We start from the raw sequence: 24,999 nt of genomic DNA, 5'->3' as shown, positions 1-24,999 counted from the left end.
GCGTCTCTGGTTCGTCTAAGGTCCAATGGGCGCGCTATTGTACGGGAAAGGTATAATGGGCGCGAGATACGACAGCAAACGCCCGCAACGGGCAACGCGCACTGAATATCGATTAGGAGACCCGAATTGGCAAAGCGCTCATCATCCAGCGGCGCCTGGTTAAAAGAACATTTTGACGACCAGTACGTAAAGCGCGCTCAAAAAGAGGGCTACCGCTCCCGTGCATGCTATAAGTTGCTGGAAATTCAGGAAAAAGATCGCCTGATCAAGCCGGGGATGTGCGTCGTAGACTTAGGGTCGGCACCGGGTGGGTGGTCCCAGGTGACCGCGCAGATCGTCGGGACTCGGGGCCGGGTGGTGGCCTCAGACATTCTGCCTATGGATACTCTGGCAGATGTGGAATTTATTCAGGGGGATTTTACCGAACAGGCTGTCTTCGACAGCTTGATGGCGGCACTGGGCGGGCAGCCGGTTGACCTTGTTATTTCCGATATGGCCCCCAATATGAGTGGTATGAAGGATGTGGATCAGCCGCGCTCTATGTACCTCTGCGAGCTGGCACTGGATATGGCCCAGCAAGTGCTGCGCCCCGGCGGTGATTTTGTCACCAAGATTTTTCAAGGGGAGGGCTTTGACGAGTACTTTCGCACTCTAAAGGCGCACTTTGACAAGGTAATCACCCGCAAACCCGCTGCTTCGCGGCCCCGCTCGCGGGAAGTGTACCTCTTGGGCCGTGGCCTGAAGGGGTGAAATAGGGCCTGCTCGCACTAATAGCGTTGTGCCTGTTGTGGCTAAAAATCCGCCAATCAAGGCGTGAGAAGAGAAGTTTGGTCATTCCAAATGAACGACGAACAACGAAGAGTGGTGGGTTTTTAGCCACAACCCGAAGGGCTGGGGCCATTTTTGCCCCCAGCGTTGTTGTCGGTCGCTTATTTGGAATGACCAAACTGCGCTTCCTCCGCCTAGCTGGAGGCAAAAATGACCGCCAGCAGGCGAAACGCTATTAGTGCGAGCAGGCCCTAGCCCCGCCGCTGTCATGGTGGGGGGGACTTTTCTGTAGTAGAGTGGGTCTAATTTTCTGGCAATGGCGTCACTGGCGACTCGCCCCGTTATTCCAGGCTTCGAGAGGATCGGTTTTTTGAACGATATGGCTAAAAATTTACTGCTGTGGCTGGTCATTGCCGCCGTGTTGTTGACGGTATTTAACAATTTCAGTGTGCAGTCCCCAACCGAGCAGCTCAACTATTCGCAATTCATCTCCGAAGTGCAGAACGAGCGCGTCCGCAAGGTGGTCATTGATGGCTTGACCATACTCGGCGAACGGGATGACAGCAGCCGCTTTGAGACGGTGCGCCCAGCGTTGAACGACCCCAAGCTGATCGACGACCTGCTCGAGCACAACGTGGTGATCGAAGGCAAAAAGCCTGAGCAGCAGAGTCTGTGGACGCAGCTGCTGGTGGCCAGTTTCCCGATACTGATTATCCTCGCTATTTTCATGTTCTTTATGCGCCAGATGCAGGGCGGTGCCGGGGGCGGTAAGGGCGGCCCCATGGCCTTTGGCAAGAGCAAGGCGAGGCTGCTTAGCGAAGACCAGATCAAAACCACCTTTGCCGATGTGGCCGGGGTGGATGAAGCCAAAGAAGACGTGCAGGAGCTGGTGGAGTTTCTCCGTGATCCGGGCAAATTCCAGCGCCTGGGCGGCCGAATCCCCCGCGGCGTGCTGATGGTGGGCCCGCCGGGCACCGGTAAAACGCTGCTGGCTAAAGCCATTGCCGGTGAAGCCAAAGTACCCTTCTTCTCCATTTCCGGCTCCGACTTTGTCGAGATGTTTGTGGGTGTGGGTGCGTCCCGGGTCCGGGATATGTTTGAACAGGCCAAAAAGCAAGCCCCCTGCATTATCTTTATCGACGAAATCGATGCGGTCGGTCGCCACCGCGGCGCCGGCATGGGCGGCGGTCACGACGAGCGTGAGCAGACCCTCAACCAACTGTTGGTTGAAATGGACGGTTTTGAAGTGAATGACGGCGTTATCGTGATTGCCGCCACCAACCGTCCCGATGTACTGGACCCTGCGCTGCTGCGCCCAGGCCGCTTTGACCGCCAAGTGGTAGTCGGGCTGCCGGATATCCGCGGTCGCGAGCAGATCATCAAAGTGCATATGCGCAAGCTGCCTCTGGCGGACGACGTGGATGCTTCAGTGATTGCCCGCGGCACCCCCGGGTTTTCCGGTGCTGACTTGGCCAACCTGGCCAATGAAGCGGCGCTGTTTGCGGCTCGGGCCAACTCCCGGGTAGTGGGCATGACCCAGTTTGATCTGGCCAAAGACAAAATCATGATGGGCGCCGAGCGCAAGTCCATGGTGATGTCGGACAAAGAAAAGCAAAACACCGCCTACCACGAGGCCGGGCACGCCATTGTTGGCCGCCTGATGCCAGAGCATGACCCGGTTTACAAAGTCAGCATCATCCCCCGTGGTCGGGCTTTGGGTGTGACCATGTTCCTGCCTGAGGAAGACCGTTACAGCCTCAGCCGCCGGCATATCATCAGTCAGATTTGTTCACTGTTCGGTGGTCGGATTGCCGAGGAAATGACCTTGGGCAGCGAAGGTGTTACCACCGGCGCCTCCAACGATATCCAGCGCGCTACCGATATCGCCCGCAAGATGGTCACCAAGTGGGGGCTGTCGGAGAAAATGGGGCCGCTGATGTATGACGACGCCGAGGAAGAAGTTTTTCTTGGGCGTTCTGCCGCCCAGGGCGGCAAGGGTGTGTCCGGTGAAACTGCTCGCCAGATTGATGAAGAAGTACGCCGCATCATTGACGAGTGCTACAGCACCGCCAAAAACCTGTTGGAAGAGAACCGCAATAAGCTGGATATGATGGCCGACGCACTGATGATGTACGAAACCATCGACAGCCATCAGATTGACGACATTATGGCTGGCCGAAAACCTCGTCCGCCGGCGGGTTGGGATGATCACGGTGGCAGCGGCCAGAGCGGCCATCGCGCTCCGGAACCCGATGCCGAGTCTCCCGAGCCCGGTGCTGACAAGCCCCGTCGCCCTGAAGACCCCTTCAATGGCCCGGTCGGTGATCACTGACCCCAGTATGGCTCATCACAAATCTTCCCCACCGCCACAGCTTCGCTGTGGCGGTCGCGTTTTGGATATCTCATCGCCGCAGGTTATGGCGGTGATGAATGTCACTCCCGACTCCTTTTCTGATGGTGGGCAGTTCTACGCCGGCACGTCCCTCAACCTCGACTCAATCCTTGCCGCTGTTGAAGGCGCGCTTGCCGATGGCGCGACGCTGATCGATATCGGTGGTGAGTCCACCCGGCCAGGCGCCAGTCCGGTCAGCCAGCAGGAAGAGTGCGATCGTGTGCTGCCGGTGGTTGAAGCGGTCGCCGCCCGCTTTGATGTGGTGATTTCGGTGGATACCAGCTCCCCCGAGGTGATGCGCGGGGCAGTCGATTTGGGGGCCGGCATGCTGAATGATGTGCGGGCTCTGCGACGCGACGGAGCCCTCGCCGCCGCCGCTGACTGCGGCGTGCCGGTCTGCTTGATGCATATGCAGGGAGAGCCTGCATCCATGCAGCAGAAACCGGAATACCGCGATATTGTCGCCGAAGTTAAGGCTTTTCTGGCCGAGCGCAGTGCGGCATGTCGAGAGGCGGGGCTGCTGGATAATCACATTCTATGGGACCCGGGGTTTGGCTTTGGCAAAAGCCTTAGCCACAATCTGCAGCTGTTTAATGCACTGCCGCACTTGGCTGAAACCGGCTACCCCCTGCTGGTGGGGGTGTCGAGAAAGTCCATGCTGGGTGCCGTAACCGGGCGCGATGTTGATCAGCGCATGGCGGCCAGTGTGACGATGGCGGCGCTGGCGGCGGAGCGCGGTGCTGCGATATTGCGGGTCCACGATGTGCGCGAAACCGCCGATGCGCTGGCCATGGTGGCCGCCCTGAAAAAAGAGAAAGATCAAGCATGACCAGAAAGTATTTTGGCACCGACGGTGTCCGGGGGAGGGTGGGTGAAGCGCCTATTACCCCAGATTTTGTCTTAAAGCTGGGCTGGGCCGTAGGCCAAGTGTTGGCCCGGGAAGGGCGCAGTAAAGTATTGATCGGCAAGGATACCCGCATCTCCGGCTATATGTTTGAGTCGGCGCTGGAGGCGGGTTTGGTGGCCGCCGGGGTAGATGTGCGCTTGCTGGGCCCGATGCCCACTCCCGCCATTGCGTATCTGACCCGTACCTTTAAAGCCAAGGCGGGCATTGTGATTAGCGCCAGTCACAATCCGTTTTACGACAATGGCATCAAGTTTTTTTCCGCCGAGGGTAACAAGCTAGCCGACAATGTTGAGTTGGCGATCGAGGCCGCTCTGGATAAGCCGATGACCACAGTGGAGTCCGCCCAGTTGGGTAAGGTGAGCCGTATCGATGACGCTGCCGGGCGCTATATTGAATACTGCAAGTCCACCATCAATACCGAGCTGTCCCTGGAGGGCCTCAAGCTGGTTCTGGACTGTGCCCACGGTGCCACGTATCACATTGCTCCCTCGGTATTTGCCGAGCTGGGGGCGGAGGTCGCGGTGCTCGGCGCCAACCCCAATGGCCTCAATATCAATGCCGATGTTGGCTCTACTCATACCGAGGCCTTGCGCGAGCGGGTGCTGTCGGAAAAGGCCCACTTGGGAATCGCCTTTGATGGCGACGGTGATCGGGTACTGTTTGTGGATGCGGACGGATCGTTGGTGGACGGCGATGAGCTGCTATACATCATTGCCGCAGACCAGCTGCGGCGGCGTGGCGAGTGTGCCGGCGTCGTTGGAACACTCATGTCCAACCTGGGTCTCGAGCTGGCATTGGCCGAGCTGGATGTGCCTTTTTGTCGCGCCAAAGTTGGCGATCGCTACGTTAAAGAGGAAATGAGTCGGCGGGGCTGGGCGCTGGGTGGTGAAAATTCCGGCCATATTATCTGCGCCGATGTTAGCTCCACCGGTGATGGCATCGTCGCCGCATTGCAAGTGCTCCGGGCGATCATTGGCGCCAATGCGTCGCTGGCGTCACTGCGCGTTCCGGTCACTAAACTGCCGCAGGTTATGGAAAACGTGCGTATCGCTGCGCCGCTGGATCTGGAGGATCAGGCCTTGCAGGCGAAGGTGCGCGAAGTAGAGTCGGTGTTGGGCGCGCGCGGCCGGGTCTTGCTGCGGGCGTCGGGAACCGAGCCGCTGATTCGGGTTATGGTGGAAGGCGACGATCGTCAGCAAGTTACCGAGCTGTGCCGTCAACTGGCAGAGCAGGTGCAGTCCCTGGCCGGTTAATGCTTACTGCGTTGTTCATGTCTCGCCTTGTATGTGATCAGGGCTTTATGTAAGATTGGCGCCCATTTTGCGCTTGGCCCTGTTTCTGGTGCGCCGAGTGGCGTCACACGTTGTCATCTAAGTTGTGATTTAAGGAAACGCCATGCGGAGCTATTTGATAGCCGGCAACTGGAAAATGCACGGGCGTCGGGACGCTGTGGTAGAGCTGTTGGCCGGTTTGAAAACACAGCTACCCGCCGAGCCAGGTGCAGATATTGCCGTTTTTCCGCCGGCCATTTATATCGATTTGGTCAGCCGGGAGTTGCAGGGAGCACCGGTAGCGGTGGGGGCGCAAAATGTTTGCGACCAAAGCAAAGACGGCGCCTTTACCGGCGAAGTCTCTGCTGAAATGCTACGGGACATGGGTTGCCGCTATGTCATAGTGGGTCACTCTGAGCGCCGTGAGCTTTATGGTGAAAGCAGTGCTCTGGTGGCGCAGCGCGCCAAGGCCGCGATTGAGGCCGGCCTAACTCCTCTGGTGTGCGTGGGGGAGAACGAAGCTCAGCGGGATGCTGGTAATACCTTGGATGTGGTTGGCGAGCAGCTCACCGCGGTGATCAAGGTTTTGTCGACACAGCAGCTTGGCAGTATCGTGGTGGCGTATGAGCCGGTGTGGGCCATTGGCACTGGCAAGACGGCGACTCCGGCCCAGGCCCAGGAAGTGCACGCATTTATTCGCGCTAGCCTGGCGAAGCAGTCAGAAGAAATAGCGGCTACGGTGCGTATTGTGTACGGCGGTAGCGTCAAGGCCGGCAGTGCCGGTGAGTTATTTGCCCAGCCCGATATCGATGGCGGGCTGGTAGGCGGGGCATCCTTGGATGCCGGTGAATTTTCCGCAATTTGTAGAGCGGCGGAGTAAATGGAACAGTTAATTCTCATCATACATGTGATCACGGCCCTGGCTATTATCGGTTTGATACTGGTTCAGCAGGGTAAGGGTGCCGAAATGGGTGCCTCTTTTGGTGCCGGTGCATCCCAAACATTGTTTGGTAGCGCGGGTAATGGTAATGTCCTCACCCGCGCGACAGCCATCCTTGCAACCCTGTTCTTCCTGACTAGTTTGTCACTGGCCTATGTGGCCAAACAAAAGACGGTGGAAGATGTCGATTTGATCGATATTCCGGTTGTAGAGGAAAGTCGCGACATCGCGCCGGTCCCCAGTGAGGGTGCAGGTTCAGCCGATATGCCGGCTGTCGGTGGCAGTAGTGCTGACACTGATATGCCTTCGGTTGGTGGAGACGCCATGCCCTCAGAAAACAGCGAGGACGTGCCAGCCAGCGATATGCCCTGATGTACATCGGGGTTAAAAGAATTGCCGAAGTGGTGGAATTGGTAGACACGCTATCTTGAGGGGGTAGTGAGCCTAGCTCGTGGGGGTTCAAGTCCCCCCTTCGGCACCAATCAAAGAGGGCAGCCTGATGGCTGCCTTTTTTTATGTGCCTACGGTGGGACTGCGTCCCCCGTTGACTCACTGGCGTTCGGCCCTGCGGGCTGGCGTCGCAGGGCTCCGCCATCCAAGCGCTTGTGGCGCTTGTCGGCACCAATCAAAGAGGGCAGCCTGATGGCTGCCTTTTTTATGTGCCTACGGTGGGACTGCGTCCCCCGTTGACTCGCTGGCGCTCGGCCCTGCGGGGTGGTATTGCCGGGAGGTGTCTGGGGCGTGTTGAGCCGCTGAAATTATGCGCGATCATAACGCTTGTCAGCCAGTCTCAACTTGACCTGACTGGGCCTCATGCCTATAATCTCGCCTCCTGAAAGCGGGTCGGTTATGTCGGCAGGGTCTGCTGGCCGAATTAGCGTAGGGCGACGCCGCTTGGTATTCAGATGGATTTTTCGAAAAGCCCCTTACGCAGGGGCTTTTTCGTATCGCCATGTTGGGTTTGTTGCCGGTTCTCGAGGCAGCGACAACAGTGGCCTGCGACAGGAATTTTCAAAGGTGGGCCTTGGGCCCATTTTTTATTGGTGGGCCTGACAAACTAGGGTGAACGATTGAGCAGTAAAGCACTCAGTCTTGAAAGTATTTTGCGACCCGGTGTCGAGGCTCTGGGTTTTGAGCTGTGGGGTGTGGATTACCAGTCCCACGGTCGTAAAGCCATGCTGCGAGTCTACATAGATGGTGAGCAGGGTGTCACCGTGGATGACTGTGCCAAAGTCAGTCATCAGGTGAGTGGCGTGCTGGATGTGGAAGATCCAATCGCGGGTGAGTACACCCTGGAGGTGTCTTCGCCGGGGATGGACCGGCCACTGTACTCGCTAGATCAGTTTTCGCGGTACGTCGGCAGTGATGTCAGTGTCCGCTTGCGGATGGCCTTCGAGGGGCGCCGGAAATTTCAGGGGCGTCTGGTCGGGGTAGAGAACGATGATGTAGTGATAAGGGTAGATGACGAAGAGTATCTGCTGCCCTTTGACCAGATCGACAAAGCAAAGGTGGTGCCTCAGTTTTAGCGCATTGATGCGCGTGTGAGGTGCAATGTTAACGCACATGAGTTTGGCCGGCGAAGAGTAAGAGGCGGACAATGAGCAAAGAAATTTTGCTGGTAGTAGAAGCGGTTTCCAACGAGAAGGGGGTGTCAAAAGACATCATCTTTGAAGCTATGGAGCAAGCTTTGGCCACTGCCACCAAGAAGCGCTACGAAGAAGACTCCGATATCCGCGTGGTTATCGATCGCGAGTCCGGCGACTACGAGACCTATCGCCGTTGGCTGGTAATGCCCGATGACGAAATGGCGCTTTTGGGCACCCAGTTCACACTGGAAGAGGCCCACGAGGTGGACGCCAGTCTGCAGGCTGGCGACGTCTACGAAGAGCGTGTGGAAAATGTCGAGTTTGGCCGTATTGCTGCCCAGACCGCGAAGCAGGTTATTGTGCAGAAAGTCCGGGAAGCCGAGCGCGCCCAGGTGGTTGAAGAGTACCTGGATCGCGTCGGCGAGTTGGTCAACGGCACGGTTAAAAAAGTGACCCGGGACAGTATTATTGTCGATCTGGGTGGCAATGCCGAAGCACTGTTGCCCCGGGAAGAGTTGGTCGGCCGTGAAGTTTTTCGTATTAATGATCGGGTTCGGGCAATCCTGGCAGATGTCCGTCCGGAGGCGCGTGGTCCCCAGCTGTTCCTCAGCCGCGCCTGCTCTGAGATGCTGATCGAGCTGTTCAAAATTGAAGTGCCCGAAGTCTCTGAAGAGGTTATCGAAATTCGCGCCGCAGCGCGGGATCCAGGTTCTCGGGCAAAAATTGCCGTGAAAACCAACGACGGTCGCATTGACCCCGTGGGTGCCTGTGTCGGTATGCGGGGCTCCCGGGTGCAGGCCGTGTCCGGAGAGCTGGGCAATGAGCGCGTCGACATTATTCTGTGGGACGACAACCCCGCCCAATTGGTGATCAATGCCATGGCGCCGGCGGAAGTCGAATCCATCGTCGTAGATGAAGACACCCACACTATGGACGTTGGTGTGGTGGAAGAGAATCTGGCCCAGGCTATTGGTCGCGCAGGCCAGAATGTGCGATTGGCCAGTGAGTTGACCGGCTGGACCATCAATGTGATGAGCATTGAAGAGATGGCCGAGAAGCACGAACAGGAGTCCGTGCAAATCGTTGAAACCTTCATGAATGCGCTGGATGTCGACGAAGACGTCGCGGTAGTGCTGGTTGAAGAGGGCTTTACCACGCTTGAAGAAGTGGCTTACGTTCCCATGGAAGAGATGGTGACGATTGAAGGCTTTGACGAAGATATTGCCCAGGAGCTGCGCGCCCGGGCTAAAGATGCACTTTTGACCCAGGCGATTGCCAGTGAGGAACAACTGGATAGCGCCGAGCCGGCAGAAGATTTGCTTACCATGGAAGGCATGGAGAAACACTTAGCGTTTATCCTTGCCAGCCGTGGCATTGTCACGATGGAAGACCTCGCCGAACAGGCTGTAGAGGATCTTCTCGACATCGACGAAATAACTGAAGAGCGGGCGGCAGAGTTGATTATGACCGCCCGGGCGCCCTGGTTTGCCGACGAAGACGAATCGGCCAGCTGAAGCGTAGAAACAGTTTAGGGAGAATGATGAATGGCTGAAGTTACCGTGAGCCAGCTTGCCGAAACCGTGGGCGCACCTGTCGACCGGTTGTTGCGGCAAATGAAGGAAGCGGGGTTGTCCCACAGCTCGGCCGATCAGGCTGTGTCTGATGAAGACAAACAAACCCTGCTGACTTTTCTTAAGCGCAGCCACGGTGAATCCACCGAGGCTCCCCGCAAGATTACTCTCAAGCGCAAGACCATCAGCAAGCTGAAGACAGGGTCGGGTGCGGGTAAAAAGACCGTCAATATTGAAGTCCGTAAAAAGCGTACCTACGTTAAGCGCGACCCGGCTGAGCTGGCTGCTGAGGAAGAAGCCGAAAGAGCACAGCAGGAAGAACTGCAGGCAGAAGATACTGCAGAGGCGCCGCAGGTTGCCGCCGAGGCTGACAGCGCTCCCGTTGAGGCAGAAGCAGCTGAAGTTACCGCGGAAGCTGATGCAGCAGCAGAGCCTGAGCCGGTTGCGGAACCTGAGCAGGAAAGCGCCGCGGAAGAATCCGCAGAGCCGGTAGCAGAAGAGGCGCCTGCCAAGGACGACGAGCAAGAAGTCAAACAACAGGCCGAGCAGGCAGAGAAGGAAGAAGCGGCTAGTGAGCCCGCTGCTGAAGTATCGGCGGCCGAGGCATCGGAGGCATCAAAAGAGGCAGCCGAACAGGCAGAATCTGAAGCCGCTCAGCCAGAGCCTGAAGCCGAGAAAAAAGAGGCTGAGCCCGCGCCCCAAGACCCGCTGGAAATCGATCCTGAGATTCTTCGCCAGCGCGCCATTTTGCGCCGTAAAGAAGAAGAGGAGCGCGAGCGTGAGCGCCGTGCTGCCGCTCTTGAGGCTAAGCGCCGGGAAGAGGAAGAGCGAGAAGCCGAGCGCAAGAAAAAGGCTAAAGAGAACGAGTCGAAAGGCCCGCGCCACCTGCGCAATGCTCCGGCTAAAGACGACGACGATCGTCCGCGCCGTCGCGGCAAAGGTAAGGGCAAAGGTCGCGATGAGTTCGGCGATGATTTCGCCGGTAAGGGCGGCGGTCGCCGTAAGAAGAAGACGCTGAAATTACCTGATGATGCCCAGCGTCACGGCTTCCAGGCGCCGACTGAGAAAATCGTCTACGAAGTCGCTATTGGCGAGACTACCGATGCCAGTGAGCTCGGCCAGCAGATGAAGGTCAAGGCGGCTGAAGTGATTAAAGAACTGATGAAAATGGGCATGATGGTTACCATCAACCAGCCTATTGATCAGGAAACTGCGCAGCTGGTCGTCGAAGAGATGGGCCACAAGGTCAAACTGGTCTCCGAAGACGCTGTTGAGGAAGCACTGGAAGAAACATTGGTTTCTCAGAGTGAGGGTACGCTGGAGCAACGCGCACCTGTGGTCACCGTGATGGGTCACGTCGACCACGGTAAGACCTCACTGCTTGACCATATTCGCAAGGCCAAGGTAGCCAGTGGCGAAGCTGGCGGTATTACCCAGCACATTGGTGCCTACCACGTTGAAACCGGTCACGGCATGATTACTTTCCTGGATACTCCGGGTCACGCCGCCTTTACCGCGATGCGTGCACGGGGTGCCAAGAGTACAGATATCGTCATCCTGGTTGTTGCCGCTGACGATGGTGTTATGCCGCAAACCGAGGAAGCTATCGCCCACGCTCGTGCCGCTGAAGTGCCCATCGTGGTGGCGGTCAATAAGATGGATAAAGAAGGCGTCGATCCCGATCGCGTCAAGAACGAGCTGGCCGCCAAAGACGTTATCCCCGAAGAGTGGGGCGGCGATACCCAGTTCTGTTATGTCTCTGCACATACCGGTGACGGCATCGACGAGTTGCTGGACGCCATTTTGCTGCAGTCAGAATTGCTGGAATTGAAAGCGGCCGCCGATGTGCCGGCCCAGGGCATGGTTATCGAATCGCGCCTGGACAAAGGCCGCGGTGCAGTGGCTTCGCTGCTGATCCAGAACGGTACCCTGAACCAGGGCGACATCGTGCTGGCTGGGCAGTGCTACGGTCGCGTGCGGGCCATGCTTGACGAAAACGGCAAGCCGGTGAAAACCGCAGGTCCGTCTATTCCGGTAGAGATTCTCGGTTTGGATGGCACTCCCGAGGCCGGCGATAACTTTGTTGTGGTTGAGAACGACAAGCGTGCCCGGGAAGTGGCTGATTTCCGCCAGGAGCGGGAGCGCGATAACAAAATGAAGCGTCAGCAAGCCGCCAAGCTCGACAAAATGTTTGAGAGCATGGAGGCCGGTGAACGCAAGACTTTGAATGTCGTGGTCAAGGCTGATGTGCGCGGGTCTCTAGAGGCCATTCAGGGCGCACTTTTGGACATCGGTAACGACGAAGTGAAGGTCAATATCGTCTCTGGCGGTGTCGGTGGTATCACCGAAACTGACGTTAACCTTGCGGTTACAGCCGGTGCGGTCATGTTTGGTTTCAATGTCCGGGCCGACGGTTCGGCGCGTAAGACCGCCGAAAACGAAGGTGTAGACCTGCGTTACTACAGCGTGATCTATGACTTGATCGACGATGTAAAACAGGCCCTGAGTGGTATGCTCAGCCCAGAAATGCGCGAGGAAATCGTTGGTGTTGCCGAGGTTCGCGATGTATTCCGCTCACCCAAGTTTGGCGATATCGCCGGTTGTATGGTGGTGGAAGGCACGGTTTACCGCAGCAAGCCGATCCGGGTTTTGCGCGAGGATGTGGTGATTTACGAGGGTGAACTCGAGTCCCTGCGCCGCTTCAAAGACGACGCCACCGAAGTGAAGTCCGGGCTGGAGTGCGGTATCGGTGTGAAAAACTACAAGGATGTGAAGCCTGGCGATAAGATCGAAGTCTTTGAGGTCAAGGAGATTGCCCGCAGCCTGTAATAGGGCTGCCGGCCATCCGGAGCGAATCAGTGAAAGAATTTAGCCGTACCGATCGTATTAGTGACTTTCTCAAGCGGGAGTTGGGTACACTGATTCAGATGGAACTCCGCGACCCCCGCATCGGCATGGTGTCTGTCACCGATGCCGAGGTGAGTCGCGACCTCAGTCATGCCAAGATCTACGTTACGGTAATGGGTAAAGACGACGCTGAGTCTGCCGCAGAGTCGATTGCAGCGCTCAATAAGGCGGCGGGTTTTCTGCGCAGCCAGATTGCCCGGGTCAACAACGCCCGCACCACACCCCAGTTACGGTTTTACTTTGATTCCTCCATCGGTCGCGGTCAGCATCTCAGTAATCTGATCCAGCGCGCGGTGGAGTCCGACCGCAGTCGCAATGCCGACAACGACGACTAAGTCGCCCTTCGGCGCCTGTTGCCAGCAAACCTAACTTCGCCTAAAAACACTATCAGAGAGAGACGCAGTGGCTCGACGTCGAAAGGGTCGCCCGGTCAGCGGCATTCTTGTTTTGGACAAACCTGCGGGCAAATCCTCAAATGGCGCCATGGTGGTATGCCGGGCGATCTACAATGCCAGTAAAGCCGGCCATACCGGCGCACTGGATCCGCTGGCTACCGGGGTGTTGCCAATTTGCTTCGGTGAAGCCACCAAGTTTTCCCAGTTTCTCCTCGATGCTGATAAGGGTTACCTCAGCACTTTTGTTTTTGGCGAGCGGCGCAGTACGGGCGACGCCGAAGGCGAGGTGGTAGATGAAGGAGATGCCTCTGCCTTGACAGCCGCCGATGTTGAAGGGGCGATGCAGGGGCTCAGGGGGCGGATATCCCAAGTGCCGCCCATGTACTCCGCTCTAAAGCGCGATGGCAAACCCCTCTACCAGCTGGCTCGCCAGGGTATTGAAGTGGAGCGTAAGGCTCGCGACGTTGAGATCAGTCGTTTCGAACTGCTCGATTTTCGCCCCGGTCGCCGCGCTGAGGCCGATGTGTTGGTGCATTGCAGCAAGGGCACCTATATTCGCAGTCTCGCCGAGGACTTGGGGGCGACCCTGGAAACCGGGGCCTACGTTGGGCAGTTACGCCGCAGTGCCGCCGGGCCATTTGCGCTGGATCAAGCCTATTCAATCGACGCTATTCAGGCGCTGCGAGATCGACAGGCCTTTGCCGAGCTGGATGAACTATTGCTACCAGTGGATGCCGGTCTGGAGCACCTTTCCCTCTGTGAGCTTGGTGAGACGGCGGCCCATTACCTCAGTCAGGGGCAGCCGGTACAGGTGCCGTCGGCACCGCTCAAGGGGCCGGTGCGACTACAGGGCCCGGATGGCGTGTTTTTGGGCATCGGCGATATTCTTGACGATGGCCGTGTAGCTCCCAAGCGCTTGATTTCAGCTGCGTCTTAACAGCGGCTGGCAAATATGTGATAATCCGCCGCCGGGCGGTAGCGCCGTCCGTATCTAATTTGCAAATTCCGTTTGCAATCAACAGTGGGGAGAGCAGCGCCTAGCGCGAGTTTTCTTCCCCGAACCTGTCTGTAGTTATGCGCGGGCAGGCTCGTTGTTAACCGCATAACATAAAGAGGAAAAGACTATGGCATTGTCTGCTGCAGAAAAAGCAGAAGTAGTAAAAGAATACCAGACCGCTGAGGGTGACACCGGCTCGCCGGAAGTCCAGGTGGCACTGTTGACCGTTAACATCAACAAGCTGCAGAGCCACTTTTCTGGCCACAAAAAAGATCACCACTCGCGTCGCGGATTGATCCGCATGGTAAACCAACGCCGCAAGCTGCTGGATTACCTCAAGCAAAAAGACCAGGCTCGCTACAGCGATCTGATTAAACGTCTAGGCCTGCGTCGCTAATAAAGAGCATCAGTTGAGGGGGCCCCAAAGGCCCCCTTGTACTTTTTAAACCCCTGTATAGGGAGGAAATTTCAGTGAATCCCGTGACTAAAACGTTCCAGTGGGGCGAGCAAACCGTCACCCTGGAAACGGGTCGCATTGCCAGACAGGCCACCGGCGCTGTTCTGGTCACCATCGGCAAAACACAAGTGCTGTGTACAGTCGTCGGTGCAAAGAGCGCAAAACCCGACCAAGACTTTTTCCCGTTGTCCGTCCACTACCAGGAGCGGACCTACTCTGCCGGTAAAATTCCCGGCGGCTTCTTTAAGCGTGAAGGTCGTCCCTCCGAGAAGGAAACCCTGACCTCGCGTTTGATCGACCGTCCTATCCGCCCGCTGTTCCCCAATGGCTTCAAAAATGAAGTCCAGGTGGTCTGCACAGTGATGTCCTCCGAGAAGGACGTGGACCCCGATATCGCCGCCTTGATTGGTACCTCAGCGGCGCTGGCGATTTCCGGTATTCCCTTTGCCGGTCCTATCGGCGCGGCTCGGGTTGGCTTTACCGCCCAGGACGGCTATTTGCTTAACCCCAGCTACGCCCAGTTGAAAGACAGCCTGCTGGATATGGTGGTTGCCGGTACCCAGGACGCGGTACTGATGGTTGAGTCCGAAGCGGACCAGCTCAGCGAAGATCAAATGCTGGGTGCGGTGTTGTATGCCCACCAGGAAATGCAAGCCGTCGTTAAGGTCATCCAAGAGCTGGCTGCCGAGGCGAGTAAACCCGCTTGGGAATGGCAGCCCGAGCCGGAAAATACCGCATTGAATGAAGCGGTAGCGGCACAGATTAAAGACGGTCTGGGTGAGGCCTATCGCATCACTGACAAAATGGCCCGTTACGCCAAAGTTGGCGAGCTGCGTGAGCAAGCTGTGGCACAGTTGGCCAGTGGCGATGCACCGCAGTTCGACGCTGACGAAGTCAAAGCGGCCTTTGGCAAACTGGAAAAGCAGATTGTGCGTCAGCGCATTCTCAACGGCGAGCCCCGTATCGATGGTCGCGACAGCCGTACAGTGCGCCCTATCGCTGTAGAAGTGGGTATGCTTAACAGCGCCCACGGTTCAGCGCTGTTTACCCGTGGTGAGACTCAGGCCATTGGTGTGGCCACTTTGGGTACTACTCGCGATGCGCAGTTGATTGACGCGCTGGAAGGCGAGCGCAAAGATAACTTTATGCTGCACTACAATTTCCCCCCTTACTCGGTGGGCGAGTGTGGTCGTATGGGCGGCACTGGGCGTCGTGAAATCGGTCACGGCCGTCTGGCGCGTCGCGGTCTGGCTGCGGTATTGCCCAGCGCTGAAGAGTTCCCCTACACCATTCGTGTTGTCTCTGAGATCACTGAGTCAAACGGTTCCAGCTCCATGGCCTCAGTCTGCGTGGGTAGCCTGTCGCTGATGGATGCGGGTGTGCCTCTGAAGGCACCGGTTGCCGGTATCGCTATGGGTCTGGTGAAAGACGGCGATAACTTTGCCGTGTTGACCGATATTCTGGGTGACGAAGACCACCTCGGCGATATGGACTTTAAAGTGGCCGGTACCGCCGACGGTATCACTGCGCTGCAGATGGATATCAAAATCGAGGGTATTACCCAGAAGATCATGGAAATCGCTCTGGAGCAGGCGCAACAGGCGCGACTGCATATCCTCGGTCAGATGAATCAGGTTCTCGCCCAATCCCGTGAAGGCGTGTCGGACAATGCACCCAGCATGCACATCATGAAGGTGGAAGCCGACAAGATTCGCGACATTATCGGTAAAGGCGGCGCGACTATTCGCAGCATCTGCGAAGAAACCGAAGCGCAAATTGATATTGAAGACGATGGCACTGTGCGGGTTTACGGCGCCAGCGCCGAATCTCGCGACGCCGCCGTGGACCGGATTCTTGCCATTACTGCTGAGGCGGAAATAGGCGAGATCTATACCGGTACTGTGGCGCGCATCGTCGACTTCGGTGCATTCGTGACCATTCTCCCCGGCAAAGACGGTCTGGTGCACATCTCTCAGATCTCTGAAGAGCGGGTCGAGAATGTCAACGACTACCTGAAAGAAGGTCAGGAAGTGAAGGTCAAAGTGCTGGATGTCGATCAGCGCGGCCGGATCAAACTGTCCATGAAAGAAGCGGCTGCTGAAGCGGCTGATCAAGAGCCGTCAGCCACAGAGGCTGAATAAGCGCTTCCCCCCCACGCGGTGTATCGTCACTGCGTGGGGTCTTCACTCCTCCTGAATTATCCCTCCTTATTAGTAGTTAACTGCGCTCACAATGATCGCAGCCTTCATAAAATTATCATTTCCCTCTGGTGTTTTCGTCTCTAGACACGTCACTTGCTTGTGGTAGTCTTAGCCTGCGGTTTAAGGAAATATCACAACAATCGAAAGAGGATTCACCATGAAAAAATTGCTTATTGCTTCTGCTTTTATCGCTAGCTCAAGCGCCTTCGCCGTTGCCCCCGGTGGCCCCAACTGCGGCTGGGGAAACATGCTGTTCTCAGGTCAATCTGGTTTGCCCGCCCACTTCCTGGCTTCATGGACTAACGGGACGTCTGGTAACGCTACCTTTGGTATGACTTCTGGCACCAACGGTTGCTCTTCAGATGGCACTCTGACCTATGGCGGCAAAGAAATGGTCAACGTGGGTGCGATCATGGACGAGTTCTCTGAAGATGTTGCTCGTGGTGATGGAGAAGCTCTGACGGCAGTTGCGGTATCTATGGGTATCAGCGAGCAGGATCGTCCGGTATTTAAGCAAACACTGCACAGCAACTTCGACACGCTGTTCCCCTCTGCTGATGTTGATGCGGCTACCGTTATGGACTCCATCGTATCTCTGATGAAAGGCGATGCCCGCCTGTCTAAGTACGTGTCCTAAGTCGGGCGTACTTTTTTAGATCGATACGGCCCCACGGGGCCGTTTTTTTATCCAAGGACTTTTTTATCTCAAGGACTTTCCATTGCGCAGAGTTTTATTGCTACTGCTGACGTGGGTGTATGCGCCGTCTGCTGTCGCCACAGAAATTGATGCCCTGGCATCTAACCCGCAATGGCTGGCATTGCTTCACTTTCCCACACAAGGTGATGTTCAAGGCAGCAAAAGCTATGTCGATGATGCTGGATTTTTCCTGGCTAAAGATGGCGTCAACTCACCTCGCAGCGAACTGCGGGCAACCTTGGAAAGATTGCGTGAAGAACCGCAACTTATCTGTCGCTACCCGGCCCGGTATAACTGGCTGCGGGAACAGGGGTATTTAACCGACGTTGCAGTGCCACCGTGTGATGAGTACCAGCAGTGGCGTCAAAAGCTGGATGTCGCCGAAGTATCCCTGGTGTTGGCATCGAGCTACCTTAACAGCCCTTCATCGATGTACGGCCACACGTTTTTGCGCCTCGACCCCGCCGGTGATCGTGGCGAGTCAGATTTTCTCTCCTACGCCCTTAATTTTGGTGCCAATATCGGCGCGGAGGAGCAGGATATGCTCTATATCTACCGCGGGCTGTTTGGGGGTTACCCAGGGCTGTTTAGTTTGCAGCCCTATTACGAAAAGATTCAGGAATATAATCGCCTGGAAAATCGCGATATGTGGGAGTACCACCTCAATCTCACCGCCACTGAGATTGATCGATTGCTCAGCCACGCCTGGGAGTTGCGCCAGGTAAACTTTGACTACTACTTTTTTGACGAGAACTGTTCCTATCGTTTGTTGGAATTGCTGGAGGTGGCAAGGCCGGGCATCGATCTCACCAGCCCCTTTGAATACGCGGCAATGCCAGTGGATACGGTCAGAGAGGTGGTGTTAGACGGCATGGTCTACGACATTGGTTACCGCCCGTCCCGGCGCTTGGAGCTGGATACCCTGTTAGGTGGTTTGAGCCGCGGGGAGCAGAAACAAGCCAAGGCCCTGGCGGACGGGGAGCTGGCCATTGATGCCTTTATGCAGCAGGCACCCGAGGTGCATCAGCAGAGAGTGCTGCTGGCGGCGTATCGCTATTTGCGCTATCGCTACAACGAAGCGGAGCGGGATCCTGAAATCGCCCAGCGGAGTTTGTCACTGCTCCGGGCCGCCAGGTCTACCGGCGACTTGACCTTTCCCGAGGTGCCCCGCCCACAACGTCCCGACCGTGGTCACGATACCTCTTTGCTGGCCTTGTCTGCCGGTGTAGACGGGGCAGACCAGTATCTCGATCTTAACTGGCGTATCAGCTATCACGACGCCTTGGACTCGCTGTCGGGATACCCGGAGGGCGCCACCCTGACCATGGGGGATATTGTATTGCGCTGGCAGGACCGTGAAGGTCTGCGTTTGCAGCGTTTTACTCCTATTAGTATTCGATCCTTGTCTACCCGTGACCGGTTTTTCTCGCCAATCAGTTGGCAGGTGGGGACGGGTGTAGAGCGTTTGAGTGATGCCCCAGAGCAACCCCTGGTGGCGCATTTTACCGCCGGCGGTGGGCTCGGCTGGGCGCGCTTAGGTGGCACCAGTTTTGTCATGGCCAACGGGCGTTTGGAATATAATTCTGAGCTTCCTGAAGACTGGCGAATCGCACCCGGCATTGAGCTGGGGCAGCTCTGGCAGGGCGCGCGATACGCGGCCGAGATTAAAACGACACTGTATGACTTCGGGTCTCAGGGCGTTCGCCACGCCGTGGGCCTGTCCCTCAACCGGGCGGTGAGCGAGCGCAGTGCCCTTCGTTTAGACTTGGAGTATCGCGATCAACCTTGGGGCTACAGTCACGGCGGAGCACTTTCATGGCGTCGGTATTTTTAACTGGCCGACGGTTAGGTGAGGTGGGTATGAGGAGAAACAAAACCAAGCGCGCTCTGCTTGTTTGCCTGTTTGCCCTCTGTCTCACACCCGCGCTGGTGGGCTGTGAGGCGATGCTTTTTTATCCGCAGAAAACGCTGCTGCGGACGCCCGCGGATGTGGGGCTGCACTACAGCGATGTCACATTTGAGCACCCCACAGAGGGGCAGGAAGGGGCACTTAAAATCCACGGCTGGTGGTTGCCCGCCAGAGGTGAGCCCCAGGCAACCGTGTTGTTTGCCCACGGCAACGCCGAGAATATCAGCACGCACTTGGCCAGCGTCTACTGGCTGCCCCAATACGGCATCAATGTGATGTTGGTGGATTACCGCGGCTACGGTCTCTCTGAGGGGGTGCCCAGTGTCGCCGGCGCGGTCTCCGATATGACCCTGGCGGTCGCCGACGTCGAGGCGCGATCCGCTACCACTGACACCCCCTGGTTTGCATTGGGACAAAGTCTCGGTGCCAGCATCATTGGCAACGCCTTGCAGGAGTCTGAATCCAGTCATTTGGCGGGTGTTATTTTGGACGCCGGGTTTGCAGAGTTTTCGCAAGTTGCGGCGGAGGTGGCGGCCAGGCACTGGCTGACCTGGTTATTCCAGTACCCCGCCGCCCGGGCGATGCCCGACGGCTTTGACCTCATTGATCGGGTTGCAGACCTGTCGCCGTTGCCACTGTTGCTGATTCACGGCCGCAGCGATCCGGTGATCGGCTATCAGCATGTGGAGCGTCTGTACCAGCGGGCCCAGCAGCCTAAACAGCTGCTGAGTTACGACGGCGGGCATATCGAGACCTTTAACAGCCCCGACAATCGTCAGGCGCTGTTGGATTTTATTCACCGCGGCGCCGAGCGCTGGAAAGACAGGCAGCCAGTGGCAGCTCCTGCGGGTGACTAGGCCCTAGTGCTGATGCCCACCAACCCCGTGGGCGTGGCCGTGCTGGCGCTCTTCGTCGGTCGCCTCCCGCACACTATCGATGGTGATGCTGAAGGTTAAGGTTTTGCCCGCCAGTGGGTGGTTGGTATCGATATCCACTGAGAATTTGCCCACCTTGACCACAGTTGCAGTACGCGGTCCCTGGTCGGTGTTGAAGCGGACGATCTTGCCCGGGGAGAGCTTGCCTTCGTGTTTCAGGTATTTGGCAGGAATGCGCTGTTGCTGGTTTTCTTGCACGAGTCCGTAGGCTTGCTCGGGTGGCAGCGTCACCTCAAAACTGTCGCCGGCCTGGCGCCCAGCCATGGCCTCTTCGAGTCCGGGAATGATATTGTTGGCGCCGTGCAGGTAGAGGGTTGGTGTTTCACCGATATTCCCTTCTAGTAGCTGTCCGCCGCCGTCGCGAAGTTCATAGAAAAATGCGACAACGGTATTGTTTGCGATGTTCATATTCGCGGTGTCTCCAGAGGGGGGAGACTCGGGTGGTCAGTGCCTTGCCGAGTGCTCGAACTACGATCGAAAGCGCCGTATAGTACCGATCCAGGCGGTTTATCGCCAGATTGACGCGTTGCTAGTGGGTGTGCTGGAGCAGATGTGGGTGAAGAGGGTAAAGGTGTGGGAGACGTAGTACCTTTTGGCCGACGGCCTTCGTCTAAGAACAACACGCTGTGCCGGGAAGGGCATCACAAGTGGCGGGTGGATAAGACGAAACAGTTTGATGTAAAGGCAGGGAAATTGGTAACGGTGTACATTTGCGCGCGCTGTGGCGCGCGCAAAACCAAGGCGCACTGAGCGCCCAGCGTGGAACGCCCGGTGTGACTGACTACAAGTTAGGCGCTACCCAGTTCTTTGCTGATTTCACTCAGCCAGTGTTGGGCCTCATCCAGGCCCTCAACCGCCTTGACTACGCTGGCGATGCCAAGCAGGTGCTCCAGCAGCAATTTGCGCATCGGAAGATTGTGCTCCTGAGCTTGTTCCTGTAAAAACAGGAACGCCTGGGCGCTGATGTCGTCGATGTGCATTTGCTCGTTGTCTTCGCGGTAATCAGACAGAGCCACGATTTTTGAAGCAGCCATATCGTCTCTCCTAAGTATGCCCGAGCAGTATAGGGCGGAGGAGCCGGGGTCGGCGCTTCGTAATTACCCCTACTGGGATTTCGCCTATCTCGCCAGCGAAAATAGGCCCTGAATCAAGTAATAACCATCACGAGAAGAATTCTTACTCTATGTCTGAACATGTTGTGATCGGCGCCGATGGTGTCGAGCAAATCCCGCTAAAGCGCTATACCGAGAAGGCTTACCTCGATTATTCGATGTACGTAATTCTCGATCGTGCGCTGCCGAGTATTAGTGATGGGCTTAAGCCCGTGCAGCGTCGCATTGTGTATGCAATGAGTGAGCTGGGCCTGAAGGCCACCGCCAAGTACAAAAAGTCAGCGCGCACGGTGGGGGATGTGATCGGTAAATTCCACCCCCACGGCGACAGTGCTGTCTACGAGGCGATGGTATTGATGTCCCAGGACTTCTCCTATCGCTATCCGTTGGTAGACGGCCAGGGCAACTGGGGCTCACCGGACGACCCCAAATCCTTCGCTGCAATGCGTTACACCGAGTCTAAACTCACTCACTACGCCGAAGTGTTACTGAGCGAGCTGGGTCAGGGCACGGTGGATTGGGTGCCCAATTTTGACGGTGCCATCGACGAGCCGGCGATGCTGCCGGCCCGAGTGCCCAATATCCTGCTCAACGGCACCACGGGGATTGCAGTGGGCATGGCCACCGATATTCCGCCCCACAACTTGCGGGAGGTGGTCAGCGCGTGCGTGCACCTGCTGGACGAACCCAAGGCGGATGTGCAGGCCTTGTGTGAACACATCAAGGGGCCGGATTTTCCGACCGATGCGGAGATCGTCACCCCCAGTGAAGACCTGCGGAACATCTATGAAACGGGGCGCGGATCGCTGAAAATGCGCGCCGTTTGGCAGGAAGAGCAGGGTGATGTGGTGATCACCGCCCTGCCTCACCAGACCTCGGGCTCCCGGGTGCTGGAGCAGATCGCCCAGCAGATGCAGGCTAAAAAGCTGCCTATGGTGGTGGACCTCCGGGACGAATCCGATCACGAGAACCCGACTCGGTTGGTGGTGGTGCCGCGGTCAAACCGCGTTGACCTCGAGGCCTTAATGAACCACCTGTTTGCCACCACAGACCTGGAGCGCAGTTACCGGGTCAACCTCAATATGATTGGCATCGACGGTCGGCCCCAGGTCAAAAGCCTGGACCGCATCCTTACCGAGTGGCTGGAGTTTCGTACTGCTACCACCCGTCGCCGCCTGGAGTTCCGGCTGGACAAGGTGCTCAAGCGACTGCATGTCCTTGATGGCTTATTGATCGCCTACCTCAATATCGATGAGGTGATCGCGATTATCCGCGAGGAAGACAAGCCCAAGCCGGTGTTGATGGAGCGTTTTGGGCTTAGCGATGTGCAGGCTGAAGCCATTCTCGAGTTGAAGTTGCGCCATTTGGCAAAGCTCGAAGAGATGAAGATTCGTGGCGAACAGGAAGATCTGGCCGCCGAGCGGGACAGCATCGAGTTGACGCTGGGTTCGACCCGGCGGATGAAGACTCTGGTGCGCAAGGAGCTGCTGGCCACTGCTGAAGAGTTCGGTGACGAGCGGCGCTCTCCACTGGTAGCGCGTACCGAGGCTAAGGCCTTTGCCCAGGAGGACATCGTTTCTGCCGATCCGGTCACCGTGGTGTTGTCTCAGATGGGTTGGATTCGTGCGGCCAAAGGTCACGATATCGACGCCGAGGCACTGAATTACAAGTCCGGCGACCGATATAAATTATCTGCCAGAGGCAAGACCAATCAGCCGGTGGTGCTGCTGGACAGTACCGGACGGAGCTACAGTGTGGCGGCCCACTCGTTGCCTTCGGCCCGGGGCCAGGGCGAGCCATTGACGGGGCGGATCAATCCGCCCTCAGGCGTGAGCTTTGAAGGGCTGATGATGGGCACTGATCAGTCGCTGTATTTGATGGCCTCCGACGCCGGCTACGGTTTCATTGCCCAGCTGGGGGATCTACAGAGTAAGAATAAGGCGGGTAAAGCCGCATTGACCTTGCCCAAAGGTGCCAAGGTATTGCCGCCGGTGGCAGTAAAGCAGGTTGAGGATAGCCATGTGGTGGCGGTGACCACCGATGGCCGGATGTTGGCCTTCCCCACAGCTGATCTGCCGCAGATGGCCCGGGGTAAGGGTAACAAGATGATTGGCATTCCCTCGGCCCGGGTCGCTAACCGGGAGGAGTTCGTGGTGGCCGTTGCGGTCATGGGTCCCGGCGATAGCATCAAAGTGCTGTCGGGCCGTCGCCATCTGTCGATGAAATTGACCGAGTTGGAACATTATCTGGGTGAGCGTGGGCGCCGCGGCCACAAACTGCCCCGGGGTTTCCAGAAAGTCGATGGGCTTGAGGTTGTAAGCAGTTAGTGTGAGCAGGCCCTAGTCGGTCTGCTCCTGAGCGGCTTCGGCAGAGCGTTGCAGTGACTCCAGGCTGAGATTTTTCAGCTGGGTCTGCTGGCGCGCCAGGAGGTCGCTGTAGGGCGCCTTCATCGAGGTGATCTGGCCGCCCCGGCGGTTGCTCCAGGCGTCGATGCGCTCGTGATCCCGGCAGTTGTTGTCCAGCCAGGTATAGCGGCCTTCGGCAGTCGAGATATGCAGCCGCTCAATGGTTTCGCTCTCGCTGGCGGCCCACTCCCAGCTATCGCCGTCGCAGCACACCCGTGCCACCCCGCAGCGGGTCTTTAGCGCTTTGTCGAGCTTTTGGAATAGGTCGGCACAGCACAATGCCCGAAACAGCGGGTGATCGCAGCCGCTGATATCGAAGAAACGCAGAGTCAGGGCGTCGTGGCGGCGGATAACCATTTCGCCCTGGTACAGCCTGGCAATGGCCTCGGCTCGAGCCAGGGTAGTTCGTCGGTGGGTGCGAAACGCGTCCGGCGACATTTGCTCCTTGAGTGTTGCCAGCCCCTGCCAGTGACAGTGAATCAGGTAGTAGTCCCGGAAGCGATCGTCCTCCAGCTCGGTGAGGCGAATCTGGGGGTTGTGGATTTCATGCAGCAGACGACCGAGGCTGTCATCGCCCCGGTACTCGGGCTCGTCGTCCCGCAAGGGTTGCGCGAGGCGCTGCCGGGCCAGTTCCAGATGGGATTCAATGCGGCGCATGGGCACGGCGACCAGCGCATAGCTCAGGCTAGCCAAAATCGCGGTTAGGATAAGCAGTGTTTTACCCAGGTCGCGTATCTCGTTGGCAATGGTGTCTTTGCTGAGTGAGAGTTGGACTCGGCCCAGAATGCCGTCGTCAGCCACCCCAGCTTCGTAGTTGAGGTCGTCTTCCTGCCACAGACCTGCCTCCGCCACGGTTTCCTGCCGAGCATTCTCAATGCTGCCATAGGTAATCAAGGGGTTGCTGATATAGTCCTGCAAGATCGCCTGCAAACTGACCCGGTCGTTGCGCAGCAGCGCGTGCTGGGCTTGGGAGGCCAGCTGAGTGGTCCACTGCTGACCGATCAACTGGGTGGTTTCCAGCAGGATTTGTTTGCTGGCGGTCATGCTGGTCAGGAGCAGAGTGAGCCCCGCTATCGCGCATATCAATGCAGCCACCAGACCGCTTTTAGCCGCGAGGGGTAGCCGGAGTAACAAGCTGAACATCTATCGGGTATCCGCAGGCGAAATGGCGAGTATAGCAATAAGTGTGTATTGGGGCCTGCTCACACCAATTGCATTGGGCCTGTTGTGACTAAAAATTCGCCAATCAAGGCGTGAGGAGAGAGGTTTGGTCATTCCAAATGAATGACGAACAACGAAGAGTGGTGGATTTTTAGCCACAACCCAAAGGGCTGGGGCCATTTTTGCCCCCAGCGTTGTTGTCGGTCGCTTATTTGGAATGACCAAACTGCGCTCCTTCCGCCTAGCTGGAGGCAAAAATTACCGCCAGCAGGCCCAATGCAATTGGTGTGAACAGGCCCCAGTCGGCTGTTTCTATGGTGATTTTACCGCCCTTGGTGGCGGTCCGCTGGGGTACAAGGGCAATGCATTTCCCGTCGCCAGACCATAC

The 24,999-nt window shown here is 57.3% G+C and carries 20 protein-coding genes and 1 tRNA gene; 18 read left to right on the top strand and 3 right to left on the bottom strand.

Translation table 11 applies throughout. The annotated features are described in order from the left end of the window. The first annotated feature begins 126 nt into the window (after positions 1 to 126). The 17 genes from rlmE to I6N98_RS15335 all read left to right on the top strand — a co-directional run bounded on the left by rlmE (position 127) and on the right by I6N98_RS15335 (position 19,855). Positions 127 to 750, top strand: a complete 624-nt coding sequence (gene rlmE / locus I6N98_RS15415; protein ID WP_198569212.1) for a 23S rRNA (uridine(2552)-2'-O)-methyltransferase RlmE — start codon at positions 127 to 129, stop codon at positions 748 to 750. A gap of 397 nt (positions 751 to 1,147) precedes the next feature. Continuing rightward, on the top strand, positions 1,148 to 3,100 hold the full coding sequence (gene ftsH, locus I6N98_RS15410) for an ATP-dependent zinc metalloprotease FtsH (protein WP_198569211.1): 1,953 nt from the start codon (positions 1,148 to 1,150) through the stop codon (positions 3,098 to 3,100). Continuing rightward, the gene (gene folP, locus I6N98_RS15405) at positions 3,078 to 3,989 is read left to right on the top strand and encodes a dihydropteroate synthase (RefSeq protein WP_232787366.1); all 912 of its coding nucleotides are present in this window, start codon (positions 3,078 to 3,080) and stop codon (positions 3,987 to 3,989) included. Before ftsH ends, folP begins: the two co-directional genes overlap by 23 nt. Continuing rightward, complete coding sequence (gene glmM, locus I6N98_RS15400) at positions 3,986 to 5,320, top strand: phosphoglucosamine mutase (RefSeq protein ID WP_198569210.1); 1,335 nt, start codon at positions 3,986 to 3,988, stop codon at positions 5,318 to 5,320. Before folP ends, glmM begins: the two co-directional genes overlap by 4 nt. 142 nt (positions 5,321 to 5,462) lie before the next feature. Next, on the top strand, positions 5,463 to 6,218 hold the full coding sequence (tpiA, locus tag I6N98_RS15395; RefSeq protein ID WP_198569209.1) for a triose-phosphate isomerase: 756 nt from the start codon (positions 5,463 to 5,465) through the stop codon (positions 6,216 to 6,218). Continuing rightward, positions 6,219 to 6,650 (top strand): preprotein translocase subunit SecG, encoded by a 432-nt coding sequence (gene secG / locus I6N98_RS15390; protein WP_198569208.1) that lies wholly within the window; start codon positions 6,219 to 6,221, stop codon positions 6,648 to 6,650. A gap of 23 nt (positions 6,651 to 6,673) precedes the next feature. Next, positions 6,674 to 6,759, top strand: a tRNA-Leu gene (locus I6N98_RS15385). Positions 6,760 to 7,348: 589 nt separating this feature from the next. Then, complete coding sequence (gene rimP / locus I6N98_RS15380; RefSeq protein WP_198569207.1) at positions 7,349 to 7,804, top strand: ribosome maturation factor RimP; 456 nt, start codon at positions 7,349 to 7,351, stop codon at positions 7,802 to 7,804. 71 nt (positions 7,805 to 7,875) lie between these two features. Beyond that, the gene (gene nusA, locus I6N98_RS15375) at positions 7,876 to 9,378 is read left to right on the top strand and encodes a transcription termination factor NusA (RefSeq protein ID WP_198569206.1); all 1,503 of its coding nucleotides are present in this window, start codon (positions 7,876 to 7,878) and stop codon (positions 9,376 to 9,378) included. Between the two features lie 30 nt (positions 9,379 to 9,408). Continuing rightward, positions 9,409 to 12,264: a translation initiation factor IF-2 gene (infB, locus tag I6N98_RS15370; RefSeq protein ID WP_198569205.1), complete on the top strand. Its 2,856-nt coding sequence runs from the start codon at positions 9,409 to 9,411 to the stop codon at positions 12,262 to 12,264. A gap of 29 nt (positions 12,265 to 12,293) precedes the next feature. Further along, a complete protein-coding gene (gene rbfA / locus I6N98_RS15365; RefSeq protein ID WP_198569204.1) occupies positions 12,294 to 12,677 on the top strand; it encodes a 30S ribosome-binding factor RbfA in 384 nt (127 codons plus the stop codon). Positions 12,678 to 12,744: 67 nt separating this feature from the next. Further along, a complete protein-coding gene (gene truB, locus I6N98_RS15360; RefSeq protein ID WP_198569203.1) occupies positions 12,745 to 13,674 on the top strand; it encodes a tRNA pseudouridine(55) synthase TruB in 930 nt (309 codons plus the stop codon). A 187-nt stretch (positions 13,675 to 13,861) separates the two neighbouring features. Further along, positions 13,862 to 14,131, top strand: a complete 270-nt coding sequence (gene rpsO / locus I6N98_RS15355; RefSeq protein WP_198569202.1) for a 30S ribosomal protein S15 — start codon at positions 13,862 to 13,864, stop codon at positions 14,129 to 14,131. Between the two features lie 74 nt (positions 14,132 to 14,205). Next, entirely contained in the window at positions 14,206 to 16,332 is a 2,127-nt protein-coding gene (gene pnp / locus I6N98_RS15350) for a polyribonucleotide nucleotidyltransferase (protein WP_198569201.1), read from the top strand. Positions 16,333 to 16,549: 217 nt separating this feature from the next. After that, positions 16,550 to 17,029: a DUF3015 domain-containing protein gene (locus I6N98_RS15345; protein ID WP_198569200.1), complete on the top strand. Its 480-nt coding sequence runs from the start codon at positions 16,550 to 16,552 to the stop codon at positions 17,027 to 17,029. Between the two features lie 82 nt (positions 17,030 to 17,111). Next, positions 17,112 to 18,923, top strand: coding sequence for an Lnb N-terminal periplasmic domain-containing protein (locus I6N98_RS15340; RefSeq protein WP_198569199.1), 1,812 nt, complete (start codon positions 17,112 to 17,114; stop codon positions 18,921 to 18,923). Between the two features lie 26 nt (positions 18,924 to 18,949). Further along, entirely contained in the window at positions 18,950 to 19,855 is a 906-nt protein-coding gene (locus I6N98_RS15335; RefSeq protein ID WP_198569198.1) for an alpha/beta hydrolase, read from the top strand. A 3-nt stretch (positions 19,856 to 19,858) separates the two neighbouring features. Here the strand turns inward: I6N98_RS15335 and I6N98_RS15330 are convergent, their stop codons facing one another. Next, entirely contained in the window at positions 19,859 to 20,341 is a 483-nt protein-coding gene (locus tag I6N98_RS15330; protein WP_198569197.1) for an FKBP-type peptidyl-prolyl cis-trans isomerase, read from the bottom strand. 380 nt (positions 20,342 to 20,721) lie between these two features. After that, entirely contained in the window at positions 20,722 to 20,967 is a 246-nt protein-coding gene (locus I6N98_RS15325) for a hypothetical protein (protein WP_198569196.1), read from the bottom strand. A 149-nt stretch (positions 20,968 to 21,116) separates the two neighbouring features. Here I6N98_RS15325 and parC point away from each other — a divergent pair, with 149 nt between their 5' ends. Further along, a complete protein-coding gene (gene parC / locus I6N98_RS15320; RefSeq protein ID WP_198569195.1) occupies positions 21,117 to 23,372 on the top strand; it encodes a DNA topoisomerase IV subunit A in 2,256 nt (751 codons plus the stop codon). A gap of 12 nt (positions 23,373 to 23,384) precedes the next feature. Here the strand turns inward: parC and I6N98_RS15315 are convergent, their stop codons facing one another. Beyond that, the gene (locus I6N98_RS15315) at positions 23,385 to 24,593 is read right to left on the bottom strand and encodes a hypothetical protein (RefSeq protein ID WP_198569194.1); all 1,209 of its coding nucleotides are present in this window, start codon (positions 24,591 to 24,593) and stop codon (positions 23,385 to 23,387) included. Between the last annotated feature and the right edge of the window lie 406 nt (positions 24,594 to 24,999).

Origin of the sequence: Spongiibacter nanhainus (genome assembly GCF_016132545.1) — a bacterium.
Taxonomy (GTDB): domain Bacteria; phylum Pseudomonadota; class Gammaproteobacteria; order Pseudomonadales; family Spongiibacteraceae; genus Spongiibacter; species Spongiibacter nanhainus.
The sequence above is the reverse complement of the archived record's forward strand: the minus strand, read 5'-3'. Positions and strand labels throughout refer to the sequence as shown.